General features: G+C 41.0%; 9 protein-coding genes. 8 read left to right on the forward strand and 1 reads right to left on the reverse strand.

What is annotated here, in order from left to right; genetic code table 11:
- The first annotated feature begins 100 nt into the window (after positions 1-100).
- From ACS8FB_RS03810 to ACS8FB_RS03845, 8 genes are all read left to right on the forward strand, one after another.
- A complete protein-coding gene (locus ACS8FB_RS03810; RefSeq protein ID WP_439261081.1) occupies positions 101-1,489 on the forward strand; it encodes a hypothetical protein in 1,389 nt (462 codons plus the stop codon).
- A gap of 175 nt (positions 1,490-1,664) precedes the next feature.
- On the forward strand, positions 1,665-2,339 hold the full coding sequence (locus ACS8FB_RS03815; RefSeq protein ID WP_439261082.1) for a hypothetical protein: 675 nt from the start codon (positions 1,665-1,667) through the stop codon (positions 2,337-2,339).
- Positions 2,340-2,805: 466 nt separating this feature from the next.
- Positions 2,806-4,191, forward strand: coding sequence for a purine-cytosine permease family protein (locus ACS8FB_RS03820; protein ID WP_439261083.1), 1,386 nt, complete (start codon positions 2,806-2,808; stop codon positions 4,189-4,191).
- A gap of 117 nt (positions 4,192-4,308) precedes the next feature.
- Positions 4,309-6,093, forward strand: coding sequence for a caprolactamase subunit beta (gene capB, locus ACS8FB_RS03825; protein WP_439261084.1), 1,785 nt, complete (start codon positions 4,309-4,311; stop codon positions 6,091-6,093).
- 56 nt (positions 6,094-6,149) lie between these two features.
- Positions 6,150-8,231, forward strand: a complete 2,082-nt coding sequence (gene capA, locus ACS8FB_RS03830) for a caprolactamase subunit alpha (RefSeq protein ID WP_439261085.1) — start codon at positions 6,150-6,152, stop codon at positions 8,229-8,231.
- A gap of 146 nt (positions 8,232-8,377) precedes the next feature.
- The gene (locus ACS8FB_RS03835) at positions 8,378-9,403 is read left to right on the forward strand and encodes an AraC-like ligand-binding domain-containing protein (protein ID WP_439261086.1); all 1,026 of its coding nucleotides are present in this window, start codon (positions 8,378-8,380) and stop codon (positions 9,401-9,403) included.
- 261 nt (positions 9,404-9,664) lie between these two features.
- Positions 9,665-11,035 carry a cation:dicarboxylate symporter family transporter gene (locus ACS8FB_RS03840; RefSeq protein ID WP_439261087.1) on the forward strand — a complete coding sequence of 457 codons (1,371 nt, stop codon included), beginning with the start codon at positions 9,665-9,667 and terminating at the stop codon, positions 11,033-11,035.
- A gap of 445 nt (positions 11,036-11,480) precedes the next feature.
- Positions 11,481-12,461, forward strand: coding sequence for a glutathione S-transferase family protein (locus ACS8FB_RS03845; protein ID WP_439261088.1), 981 nt, complete (start codon positions 11,481-11,483; stop codon positions 12,459-12,461).
- A 240-nt stretch (positions 12,462-12,701) separates the two neighbouring features.
- On the opposite strand, the gene ACS8FB_RS03850 is transcribed toward ACS8FB_RS03845, so the two are convergent.
- On the reverse strand, positions 12,702-13,703 hold the full coding sequence (locus tag ACS8FB_RS03850; protein ID WP_439261089.1) for a D-cysteine desulfhydrase family protein: 1,002 nt from the start codon (positions 13,701-13,703) through the stop codon (positions 12,702-12,704).
- Between the last annotated feature and the right edge of the window lie 37 nt (positions 13,704-13,740).

Here is a 13,740-nt window from a genome sequence, read left to right on the forward strand (position 1 = left end):
GGGGTTTGAACTTTAGCTCGTGTAACTTGAGCTGATAGTAATTGATTGTTTAATTTGCGAAGCACTTTTAATGATTGATTAAATATTGAGAAACATAACTATGGCAGTAAATGAACCTAAAACAACAACTAGAAAGCTGAAAACCGGTACTAACAATCAAGTTGTAAAAGTAACAGGACCTGAACTCAGAAAGTTCTTAGTTCATTTCCGCCGGCCTATAAAATCTGGTTATGATGGCTCTTACGGCTTTGACTGGTTAAGGGATGAGTATGTATATGATATTGAAAATGTATTTGAAAAAGGAGATGTTAAGAAAAGATTGTATCGAGGTAATATTAATAGCTTAATAAAAGAATATACTCGTTTAAAATCTAGTGATGCAAACAACTTAGAAGAAGTTGATGAAATCGTAACAGAAAATAAAGAAACTTATATCCCTGCTTGGCTTTCTGTATTCCCAACTTCCAACCCAATCAATAGAGATGGCGTTAGCTTACATTTACAAATCGATCAAGAGATAGGTGACGATATCACTGATTTAACCATTGATGGAACAGTATTAAAATTTGAGACTAGCTTTGGTGTGGTTGTAACACCAACACAAATAGATTTAGGAGATGTTATTAGTAAAAAATCGCTTTCTCCAAGAATCCTTACTGCTACTGACTCAAGTCTAAAAACGAAAACTGTCTACTACTACAAAGATGAAGCAGTCACAATTAATATAAAGGCAACTGATGTTTATAACAAAGCAGGTTATGTCAAGGTTGTTGCCATAAAAGGTAATAAAAAACGTCATGTAGGACTGCTTATGCTCTATCCTAATAGTGATATTAAAAAAGCAGAAATCCAAACGATAAACTTCTGCACTACTGCCGGACAAAACCCAGTACCTACACCAGAAAACTATAAAGAATTCCTTGAAGCACGTTCATTTAATCAGGCCTTGATAAAAACACAGGTAAATAATGAAAAGCATATTAATATCGCTGATTTGCATAATCTTTACAAAATAAAATCTAAAGCACATACAATTTCAGATATTGAAGTTATAAAAAACAATGCGATTAAAAATTTTTTAGCAGACTACAAGCCAGAAGATATGGTTTACGGTAGTCAGTCTAAAGCACTATTAGAAGATATAATGGCACTATGTCAGCTATTTAATCTAACTGACCGTTCAGTTGGAGATGAAAAATTCCAAAAACTGAGTGTTAGTAAGAAACCTAAGACTACTTTTATAATTTTTACAGACTATATAGTTAAGGAGGAGGATGGCATTGTATACGGAAGAGCAGATGGTAAGGTAATTGGCTCAGAGGAATACCCTTCTGTATTTTATGGCGATACAATTGCATTATTTAATAAAGGTAATGAAGACTTATATTCTTTGGTTCACGAAGTAGGTCATAGTTTTAGTCTACCACATAGCTTTGATGAAATATTTTCCGATAAGCATTTTTTTATAGAGGCTATACTGACAATTTAATGGACTATGATAAGAAATGGGGTCCTGAGCAGAAAGAAGAAGATGTAAATAATCCATACTGTCCAAATATGTGGGCACTTTTCAAATGGCAATGGGATATATTACGTAGTGACAGAAGTATGAACTCTTCTGACGCTTGAATATGACTATAAATATTCTGTAAAAGGTTTACTCAATGAAAAATATAAAAAATATTCTTATAGCTATTTCAGCGTTACTTGTAGGATGCACGAGCTTAGACACTCAAAAAAAAATGGAAAAGAAATCTAAAACAGATGATAAGCCAGTAGTTTGTTATGAACAATCAGTAGATCCTTTTTTAGTTTTGAAAAAGACTGCTCTTGATACAGGAGTATTAAGAGATGAACCTATTGATATAATACTCAAAGACCTATTCATTGAAAAACTAGAGGCCTCTTTATTAGAAAGTAAAGGATATTTTACGAATCATTATAAACTTAGGTTTGATCTAAATGATATTAATAGTAAAATATCTATTAACAGCGATGGTCTTAATCCAGAAAAAATACAAAAAATATATTATAGTCCAATAGATTACCGTAAAAGAAATAAGTACGGACATCAATTACTTAATCAGGAAAAGTTCGGCATGACTGAAGCTATCAATTTAGTCATTGATGACCATGGAAAAGCGACAGAAATACTAGAGCAACTCTATCAACAGTACTTAGTAAAAGTTGAGAATAATGACGTATTAAGTGATGGTGAAACGCTGCATACATATATTCGTTATGAAGGTAAATTGTTTGAACTTTGGGGTATTAATCGCAATACACATCCAACTGAAGAATGTAACTTCAGTATGCTTAAAACTTTAATAATTGATTAAGACGTAATCGCAGTTACAGATCATCGTTAAAGAACAATAGACCAATAATCATAGCAAATGCCCTTCACTATCATCGATAGCTCAGCGGATAACAACTAGATCAGTGCAGTAACGTTTATTAAGCACACTTTACTCTTTTAATAGGTAACACAAATTTGATTTGGCAATCATAAACCAATCTCTCAAAGTCCACCCAAACCACCAACCGAAAAATTCTAACAAACCTGCACCCTCAATCAAAAATACTGCATCTCCAGTCATTTTATTTCTTAAAGTATTGTCTATAGTTAAATGACTACATTTATCTTTTTAGTTATAGAGATATTGTAGGAATAACACCATTTTACAGGACGTAAAAAACATGGTGTGGCTACTGTCAACGAAACAGAAGTCTTTGCTAATTATGTTTAGCCGATAGACGATTACGACGACGGTACAACCAATAGACTATCATAAGGAGTGTGATATGGCAGGTGTAATACAACCAAAGAATAAGGGCCAGGATAATTCTGCTACCCCTTCTGATCCTAACCAAGAGTTGGTATCAAATGCAGACCGAGCCACCAAAGGTTCCTTAACCATGGCATGGTGGGGCGTCTGTAGCGCCATGTTCTATCTGGTCATTGGTATTGCAATGGCAGAGAACTATGGGACTAAGAATGCGATTATCGGCTTATTGATAAGCTGCGGCGCTTACGGAATCATAAATGGAATCATCACTCGCTATGCCATTCGCACAGGCATGTCAGTGGCCTTGTTTTCTCGCGTATTATTCGGTCATAAAGGCGCAGCTTTAGCGACACTGATATTTTTTGCCACGGCGATGTATTACGCGGTATTTGAAGGCTCTGTCATTGCCGTCACCTTTAGCCAAACTTACCCTTCTGTTCCTTACTGGATCGCCGCTTTAATCGTGGTGGCTTATAGTGTGCCTATGATTATGGGCAGTGTCCAAAACTGGCTGGACAAACTAAATGGTGTGCTCTTGCCGTTTTACATTATCGGGCTCATTGCGGCGGTCGTCATGGCGACCAATGAGTATGGTTATAGTAGTGCTTGGCTGTCTTTAGGGCCTGAAGAAGCACTGCCTTTTGGCTGGTGGAACGTTGCCGTATATTACATGGGCATATGGGTATTGATGATGTATACCTTTGATTATGCGCGTTATGGCAAGCAAGAAGACAGCAAATTCTTATCTTGGTTTAATTTCGGCATCCCCTTCTATCTAGTCGCTTTTTTCTTGAGCGGACTGGCGGGGATTTATTTAGTGAGCACTATCCCCTTAGAAGGCGCATTATCCGAGGTGTCCATCACTTTAGGACTGGTAAAATTGATGGGTGTGTTCGGTCTTATCTTTGTCGTCGTTACACAAACTCGTATTAATACTGCCAACTACTTATTGGCGACAACCAATCTGCAAGCATTCCTCAAAGATACCATCAATATTCAAATTCCAAAATTTGTTGGCGCTTTATTAATTGGTACTTTTATTTTCGTTCTGATGCTACTCGATGTATTTGCTTATCTGTTACAAGCGCTTGCCTATCAAGGTGTATTTGTGGTGGCTTGGGTGGCGATTGCCCTCACCCATATTCTTTATCCTAAACGAAAAGACATCTTTGGCGCGGTTCCCATCATTGATCCGCAGCGCTTGCCAGCATTTGATAAGTCAGGATTGGTCGCTTGGATAGCAGCCTCAATCGTCGGAATCGTGCTTATGAATCTGGGCGGCAGCTGGGTCAATTGGTATGCGACCTTGACCTTTATTACAGCGACTGTCCTGTACGCGATATTGATGCCCAAAACTCAGCAACACGTTTTACAACTCTCACCAAAAACAACGACTGGCTAAATAAATGAGATAAAAAGTGCACTGACAGTCAAATACTGTGCCTGCTCAATCCATTTATTTGTGGTTAGCATTGTTATAGTAAAGCCAGTGCGATAATAAGATTACAAGGAGTGAATCATGAATCAAGCTAAAAACACCTCGACCACCGCTTCAACCAAGGCCCTCGATCCTATCACTTTATCCGTTGTCCGCGGCGCATTAGAAACCGCGCAGCGCGAGATGACACTTACCTTAGAAAAAACAGCACGCTCTAGTGTGTTTAACTTAGCGCATGATTATAGTAATGCGCTGTTTGATCATCTACCTGAGATGATACTGCAAGGTCAAGATATCCCTATCCATTTAGGCTCATTGATGCCAGCCATGAAAGCGGTGGCAGGATTTTATGGTGACGACATTCATGAAGGCGACATTATTTATCATAATGACCCTGTCGTTATGGGCAGTCATATTTTAGATTGCTGTATGTATAAGCCTGTATTTTATGACGGTGAGCTGGTATTTTGGACGGTATGCAAAGGTCATGTCACCGATATTGGCGGCCCTGTACCTGCTGGATATAACCCAGATGCCAAAGAGATTTATGCCGAAGGCTTGCGCATTCCACCGATTAAAATATGGGAAAAAGGCGTTAGACGTGATGACGTTATCAACCTAATTCATAGCAATATGCGCTCACGTCGCAATCAGGAAGGCGATTTGAATGCCCAGTACGGTGCTTGCGCGGTTGGTGAGCGCAACATGATTGCGTTGCTAGACAAATATGGCGTAGAGACGGTTCGTGCAGCGATCGAAGAGCTGAAAAACATGGCTGATAAGCATATGCGCTCGCTCATCGAATCGCTGAATGATGGTGAGTATCATGGCGAGGCCGTTCTGGAAGATTCAGGGCATGGTCTTGGCGATTTGACTATCAGTGCAGACATCACTATCAAAGGTAGCGATGTACACATCAAGATAGATAGCCCGCCACAAGTCCCTTATTTTATTAACTCTTATGCTGGCAACTCGATGTCAGGCGTCTTGCTTGGCCTCATGATGTTCGCGCAAGTGGACCCTCCTTATAACGAAGGTCTGTATCGCTGCGTCACCGTTGATTTAGGTGAACATGGCACGCTATGTAATGCCAAAGAGCCAGCGCCTCACGTCAACTGTACCACCACACCGATGGAGACGCTGACAGATGCAGTTCGTAAGGCGTTAGAGGACGCAGCGCCTGAGCGCGTAACGGCATCATGGGGACATTCGTCAGGAGTCAACATCGCCGGCATTGATCCAAAAACGGGTGAGCAATATGTCACCATGGTACTCGCCTCTATTATCTCAGGCGCAGGCGCCACTCAGCAAATGGATGGTTGGCATGCTTGCGGGCCTTTGTGCTGCTTTGGTGCGTTAAGCTCAGGTGATATCGAGTTATTAGAATATCAATATCCTATCGTCGTCCATAAGTATGGACTGGCAGAAGATAGTGGTGGCGCAGGACGCTTGCGCGGCGGCTGCGGTACAGTTTGGGAGGTAGAACCCCTCGATCACACCATGACCGTTGTTGCTTTTGGTGAAGGGCGTCATATCCCAACGATGGGTGCAGGCGGTGCTGAGCAAATCTCTCCAGAGCTCAAGTTAGGAAAATTAGAAGTGTTCCGTGAAGGTGGCACCACCGATACTCATCTTCACAATACGGTAATTGAGATTAAGTCAGGAGAGCGCGCGCGGAATACCAATCCTGGTGGCGGCGGCTTTGGTCGCTCTTTTGAGCGTGAGCCTGAAGCGGTGCTACGTGACGTCATCGAAGGGATTGTCTCTGTGACTGCCGCTGCAAAAGAATACGGTGTCGTCATTGATAGCAAAACCATGCAACTAGATGAAAAAGCGACTCAAGCATTACGGGCAGAGGCGGCATAGTTGGTACAGGGATGTACTGACTCTACATATAAAATAGAAAAGTTTAAGGATGAATTATGAGTTATGAATTTCGTTTAGGCGTAGATGCTGGTGGTACTTTTACAGATTTTGTGTTGGCTGAAAACGGGGGTGATATACATCTATTTAAGGCCCCCTCTACCCCAGAGGACGGTACTAAAGCGATTGCTAACGGGCTGCAACAGATTTCCGAAAAATTCAATCGCCCAATTACCGAGATCATCCAAGCCTGCGACTTATGTATTAATGGTACCACCGTTGCCCTAAATGCTCTGATTCAAATGAAAGGGGTAAAAGTAGGACTACTCTGTACGGAAGGTCATGAAGACAGCATTGAGATTCGTCTGGGCCATAAAGAAGAAGGCCACCGCTACGATGCAAGCTACCCGCCAGCACCGCAAATAGCGCCGCGGGATTTGCGCTTCCCTATTCGCGGTCGAATACTTGCCGATGGGACAGAGCGTGAAGAGCTCAATGAAGACGATATTTTAGCAGCCATAGAAGAGCTAAAACGCCAAAACGTTAAAAGCGTGGCCATCTCTTTTGTATGGTCAATACGCGATACCAAACATGAGCAACGAGCAAAAGAGCTGATACAGCAGCATATGCCAGATGTATTTGTGTGCTGCGGTAGTGAGGTCTATCCGCAGATTAAAGAATATACGCGTACCTCAACGACCCTAGTTAATGCCTATCTCAGTCCGATTATGTCATCTTACGTATATAAGATAGATGATTACTTCAAACAACTTGGCGCTGATCAACCAGTACGTTACTTCCAATCTAATGGCGGGCTTGCATTGGGTGAAGTCATGAAAGAGCGTGCGGTTAACGCGATCAACTCAGGGCCTGCCTCTGCCCCGCAAGCGGGATTGTATATCGCTGAACCTTTCGGTATTAATAACGTAATTACTGTCGATATGGGTGGTACCTCGTTCGATATTACACTAGCAAAAGATGGCAAAACCAGTCTAAATCGCGATATTGACTTTTTGCGCAATCGCATTGGTGTACCTATGATTCATGTCGAAACCCTAGGTGCTGGCGGTGGCTCTATTGGTCATATCAATAACTTTGGCATGTTAGAGGTCGGACCACAAAGTGCAGGCGCGACCCCAGGACCTGCGTGTTATGGTAAAGGTGGCACACTACCGACGGTCACCGATGCAAACTTAGTATTGGGATATTTGCAGTCTGGTGCCGTACTAGGCGGGATTGTCACTTTAGATGAAGATAAAGCAAAGGCTGCTATCGATGAGCATATTGCCAAGCCTTTAGATATCGATTTACCTCATGCAGCTTATGGTATTAGTACGATTGTCAATCAAAACATGGCCAATGGTATTCGCCGTATTACTATCGAAAAAGGCTATGACCCTCGCGACTTCGCTTTAGTTTGTGCTGGCGGTGCTGCGGGTATGCATATTATCTCACTAGCAGAGGAGATGGGTATCAATACAATACTTGTACCTAAGTCAGCCTCTTGCCTATGCGCTTTTGGACAAATCATCTCTGATGTCAAATACTCGTATCTAGCCACTCAAATTATGATTATGTCTGCAGATGCTGAGCTAGAAACATTAAACGATACCCTTACAAGGCTTGAGCAAGACGGTATTGCAAAGCTTAAAGAAGATGGATTTAGTGACGAAGATATAGAAATTGAACGCGCTATGGAGATGCGCTACGTTGGACAAGTCCATGAATGCAATGTCATCGTGCCAAACGGCAACATAGATAGTAATGCAGCCGAAGATATCCTACAAGCCTTCCACAAGCGTCATAAAGAATTGTATACTTATGATGAACGAGACAGTGCTGTAGAGCTTGTCAATGTAGAAGTTTCAATCATTGGGAAAGTCAACAAACCTGAGCTACCTACCCTAGATACTCAAGTTGGATCGGTGGAGAGCGCTAAAGTGGATGAGCGCAAGATGATACATGACCATACTTATCAATGGATGCAAACCCCTATTTATGATGGCAATAAACTGGGTGCAGGAGCGGTTGTTACCGGTCCAGCTTTGATTGAAGAGCCAACCACAACTATTGTGGTTAAACCTAATTGGCAAGCTGATTTGCATCAATCTGGAACATACAAGTTGAGCAAAATTCAATAATGTGGATATAATAGTCATAACTATTTCAGCCTTTCTCTCTTTATGGGAGAAGGGTATTTATCGTTTTTGTTAAGATAAATCTGAAAACCAAGTGGAGAGAATAAAGAGCTGTAAACTTATTACCTAGCATTTAAGGATGAATGCAAATGGAACATAGTCAAGGCATAAGCAAAAAACTCTATGAGCATATAGATAACACCAGTAGCACTCAAAAACCAATCAAGCCTTTACTAAATGCTGATGGCTGGCAAAACGCAATTAGTGATACCTATTTTGACTTAAAGGTACAAGTTAAAAACCCCAACCAGTTCACAGGTCAACTTCAACAAGCCATCCTAACCCAAATGGGTGTCTCAGGCTATATCGCGGATTCTGTACATTATCAACGTAGTGGACAGGATGTATCCAAGGCTTGCGATAGTATTTTGCTTACGTTTCCACTGAATGGCTCAGTGTGCTTTGAACAACAAAAACGGTTATTAACTTGTCACCCTGGTCAGTTCTTTATTGAGCTATCTCACCAACCTTATCAATTTTATCATACCGAAACGGTAAAGCTACAAGTCTTAAAAGTACCGATAGCCAGACTAGAAAACCATCAGCGTTTAATAGAGCAGTATTTTGCTCAGGCCATTACTACTGAACAAGGCTCGGGCAGACTACTTAATCATCAAATCAATCATGCTCTGCACCTTGCCACTAACTTTACATTATCCTCTACAGAGTCTCAGTTTCTCGAGCAACAACTATTAGACTTAATCATACATACTCTACATCGACCCACCTTATCTCTAGCAGATAGTCAAAACTCAACGATCAAAGCCGCGCATCTACAACGGATCGAAGACTTTATACATTTTAACTTAGCCAATCCTCAGATTTCTCCTAAACTGGTCTCACAATCTTGTCATATCTCTGAACGTTATATTCATCTGTTGTTTCAAGACCTACCTTACTCGTTTTCAGGATGGGTCAAACTGACCAGGTTACTGGCTGCAAACAAACTATTAACCAAAGCCAATTATAGCTCTGTTGCTGAGGTTGCTTATCAAGTTGGTTTTACCGATCAAAGCTACTTTTCACGTATTTACAAACAACACTTTGGCTTCTCACCCAAAGATACACCTTTTAATGACGCCAAGCCCTATGAGCACAGAGCGAATACTAATTAAATCATACTAGCGTACTAATACCACCTACAAGCTTATGCTCTTAATAAATAAAGTCTGACTTCCATTATTGATACGATTGTTTATCGGCAGTTTTACTTATCGATGTGCACGACTAATAACTAAGTTTTTTAAGAGTCCAATTAGCCCTACCGTTTATTCCTAAATGGAATAACTACATGATAACTCGGTGTTAGACCTTATTCCAAAAATCAGGATAATCACTCCTTTGTTATTCATTTTTTGATTTCTTAGGAGTTTGTAATGCAGTTATTGTTACTAGTGGCTGTTTTTGTCGCATTACTATATGGCTTGTGGCGTTATCACCGTCAGAGTGATTCGTTAAGTCGTAGTGTTTTCCTAGGTTTATTTGTCGGCGTAGGTTTTGGTTTGGCGCTTTCAGCGCTTAATATTGATACCAGTAATTTTTTACCCTGGGTAAACATTGTCGGAAATGGCTATGTCAATTTGCTGAAGATGATTGCAATGCCCTTGGTATTCATTTCAATCTTGGCAGCCATCGCTCGTTTAGAAAAAGCGTCCATGATTGGCTCTATGAGCTTCTGGATTATTGGCACCTTACTAATTACGACAGGGCTTGCTGCTTTAGACGGCGCGATTATTGCCAATTTATTCAATCTTGATGCCAGCTCTATTGTTGCTGGTCAAGCAGAAATTGAGCGTGGACAAAGCATGGTTGAGAGCAGCACTCAAGTCTCTGATCTGACCATTCCAGGATTAATTTTAAGCTTCATTCCCACTAGTATCGGCGCGACATTTGCAGGCTTACAAAGCACTTCGATGATATCTGCTGTGGTCATTGCCAGTTTATTAGGGATAGCCGCTTTAACGGTTAATGCAAAAGAACCTGAAAAAGGTGCGGTAATCATTCGCGGTATCGGCATATTGCAAAGTTGGGTGATGGCACTGGTACGTTTTATTATCCGTTTGACTCCTTATGGCGTTTTTGCCTTAATGATTAAAGTCATTGTCACTACCGATGCCAGTGCAGTTTGGCAATTAGCAAAATTCCTCCTTGCCTCCTACGTTGCCCTATTCATTGTATTGATTATGCATGCACTTATCATTTTATTAACCGGGCGCTCACCCATCAAACACTTTAGAAAAATTGCGCCTGTACTTACATTTGCTTTTACCTCACGTAGTTCAGCAGCGTCTATTCCTTTAAATATTGATGTGCAAATTAATAAGCTTGGTATTGCTAAACCTATTGCGAATTTTTCAGCATCGTTTGGCGCGACCATTGGTCAAAATGGTTGTGCTGGCGTTTATCCTGCCATGCTGGCTGTGATGATTGCACCGACTATGGGACTTAACCCTTGGTCGATAGGATTTATAGCTTCCGTCATTGGCGTCTCTATGATTGCCTCTTTTGGTGTTGCAGGAGTTGGTGGCGGAGCGACATTTGCAGCTATTATCGTGTTATCAACCTTGGGGATGCCGCTAGAGCTCGCTGGTTTGTTGATATCTATTGAACCATTAATCGATATGATGCGTACTTTAGTCAATGTTAGTGGCTCAATTACTTCTGGTGTCGTTGGTAATCGTATTCTTAGTGAGTCGTCTGAACCAGAGCGACTGATTGATTATGATACTCAAGTAAGTCACAGCTAAATAGTAACACTGACTGGATTTTGGTACTGTCCAAGTTTCAATAATAAGCATTGTACAAGACATAGCGAACGGTAACTTTTGGGGTGAAAAATAAAAGCTTACTGCTTCGCTATTTTTTACGGCTGGTTTGTCGTTAATGCCCAATACATCCTAACCTGGTTTATCATTGTTCTTTAAACAAGAACTTTCATTTGTGATTATTGCTGTTTATCTGTCTATAGCCCATAAACTATAATGACTATATAACGGTAGGATTGATTACGAACGAGATAAACGCTTGGTGATAACTACAAAATTATAAGAAGATAGCACCTCTTTGCATACCCTTTTTAATAAATACTCAAGCTGAACGATCACCTATCTTTGTCAATATTAGTTATCGTCGTTTTTAATTCAAACTTAAATTGAAAATCAATACTAAAATCAAAATAGACAGGAGATCGGTATGGGCTTATTAGTCGATGGTAAATGGCAGGACCAATGGTACGATACCGACGCTAGTGGCGGCCATTTTAAACGCGAAGAGTCAGGCTTTAGAAACTGGGTTACCAAAGACGGTAGCGCAGGACCAACAGGTGCAGGTGGCTTTAAGGCTGAGCCTAATCGCTATCATCTGTATGTATCTCTAGCATGCCCTTGGGCGCATCGTACGACTATTTATCGTAAACTTAAAGGTTTGGAAGATATGATTTCGCTATCGGTCGTTCATCCTTATATGGGTGATCACGGCTGGACATTTAGAGAAGGTGCGGGTGTCATTGCCGACCCTATCTCACATGCTAACTACGCTTATGAGATATACACTAGAGCAAAATCAGACTATACAGGGCGCGTCACTGTCCCTATTTTATGGGACAAAAAAACCAACACTATCGTTAGCAATGAGTCATCTGAAATCATTCGCATGTTCAATTCAGCCTTTGATGAGGTTGGTGCGCTACCAGGTAATTTTATACCGTCAGAGCTATTAGCAGAGATTGATGAGATTAATGCATTTGTATATTCTGCTGTCAATAATGGGGTTTATAAATCCGGCTTTGCAACCACGCAAGCAGCTTACGAAGAAGCTGTGAATACGCTATTTGATGCGTTAGATGTATTAGAAAAGCGCTTAGAGAATCAGCGTCATTTGGTTGGTAATACCATTACCGAGGCCGATTGGCGTTTGTTTACTACCCTAGTGCGTTTCGATGCCGTGTACGTCGGTCATTTTAAATGTAACCTGCGCCGTATCGTTGATTACCCTAACCTTTGGGGTTACCTGCGAGATTTATACCAAGTGCCAGGTATAGCTGAGACCGTCAATATGAATCATATTAAGGCCCATTATTACACCAGTCATGCCAACATCAACCCAACTGGTATCGTACCTATCGGTCCTTATCTTGACTTTAATACGCCGCATGATCGCGAACAGCTATCGTAAATAAAAAGGTAACGATAACAAGATATAGGGCGACTGGTATGAGTTTTTCGCAGCATCTATCTGCTAGCTACAGTAAGTAAGTAAAATTCATACCAGTTTTGCGTTATTAAATAACGTATCCATTTTATTTAGTATCGATTATAGTAAATAAAAAAGTGTTTGCATAAGAAATAAGCTACCCAAGATTATAAGCATAATCTTGGGTAGCTCTTTTTTTGGATGTTTTAAACGTCACTCATGTTAGCGTTTCTGAGTGACATCCAAATCACTTGAGTAGGCAAATAAAGCAGGCGCACCGCCCGTATGCCAAAACAAAACACGATCCGTTTTCTTGATTTGGCCCGTACGAATCATGTCTATGAGACCACCCATCGCACGACCCGTATAAACCGGATCTAACAATATTCCTTCTGTTTGCGCCATCATCTCAATAGCTTCATTTTCGAGTTTGCCAACCACCCCATAACCCTCGCCAACATAATCAGAATTAAGCATCAAATCGGACTCTGAAAACTTATAATCTGCATTGATGAGTTTTGCTGTACTGTTAGCAAGTGCGACAGTATATTGATCAAACGGCACTTTATCGGTTTCGCCCTTATCAATGTTGATGCCTACTATCTGATAGGGCGAGTTAAAAATCTTGTTTCCAAGCATTAAGCCTGCTTGTGTGCCACCAGAGCTGGATGCAAAGACGATATGAGTGAATGTCTCGTTTATACTTTCACGCTGCAACTCTAGCTCTTTAAAAGCTTCTACAAATGCTAGAGCACCGAGCTCGCTTGAGCCACCATAAGGCACCACATAAACGTTTTTATCCGCTTTGGTTAATTGCTCAACGATTTGAGGAATGTCTTCACCTTTGCGGTTGGCTCCTGCCCAATGAATATGACAACCAAATATTTTATCCAATAATAGATTGCCACTGACTTGCTCAGGCTCCTCTCCGCCTAATACTAAATGACATTCAAGACCCAAGCTTGCCGCAGCAGCTGCCGTTTGGCGACAATGATTGGATTGCGCAGCACCCGCCGTAATGATGGTATCAGTGCCTTTGGCCAGCGCATCACCGATGATAAACTCAAGCTTACGGGTTTTATTACCACCCAATGCTAGCCCCGTATTGTCATCTCTTTTCATAAAAATCTTAGGGCCATCAAGTTTTTTACTCAATCTTTTGAGCTCAATTAATGGTGTTGGGAAAAATCCTAACGACTGTCTAGGTATATGGTTATATTCCATGTCTTGTCCATTTTATAATAGAAAATGATAGATAATG

Source organism: Psychrobacter sp. 1U1 (assembly GCF_051847535.1).
Classification (GTDB): Bacteria; Pseudomonadota; Gammaproteobacteria; order Pseudomonadales; family Moraxellaceae; genus Psychrobacter; species Psychrobacter saeujeotis.

Coding starts and splice junctions, on each gene's coding strand:
- ACS8FB_RS03820 (WP_439261083.1), top strand. CDS start 2,806: ATGGCAGGTGTAATACAACCAAAGAATAAGGGCCAGGATAATTCTGCT.
- capB (WP_439261084.1), top strand. CDS start 4,309: ATGAATCAAGCTAAAAACACCTCGACCACCGCTTCAACCAAGGCCCTC.
- ACS8FB_RS03810 (WP_439261081.1), top strand. CDS start 101: ATGGCAGTAAATGAACCTAAAACAACAACTAGAAAGCTGAAAACCGGT.
- ACS8FB_RS03845 (WP_439261088.1), top strand. CDS start 11,481: ATGGGCTTATTAGTCGATGGTAAATGGCAGGACCAATGGTACGATACC.
- ACS8FB_RS03815 (WP_439261082.1), top strand. CDS start 1,665: ATGAAAAATATAAAAAATATTCTTATAGCTATTTCAGCGTTACTTGTA.
- capA (WP_439261085.1), top strand. CDS start 6,150: ATGAGTTATGAATTTCGTTTAGGCGTAGATGCTGGTGGTACTTTTACA.
- ACS8FB_RS03840 (WP_439261087.1), top strand. CDS start 9,665: ATGCAGTTATTGTTACTAGTGGCTGTTTTTGTCGCATTACTATATGGC.
- ACS8FB_RS03850 (WP_439261089.1), bottom strand. CDS start 13,703: ATGGAATATAACCATATACCTAGACAGTCGTTAGGATTTTTCCCAACA.
- ACS8FB_RS03835 (WP_439261086.1), top strand. CDS start 8,378: ATGGAACATAGTCAAGGCATAAGCAAAAAACTCTATGAGCATATAGAT.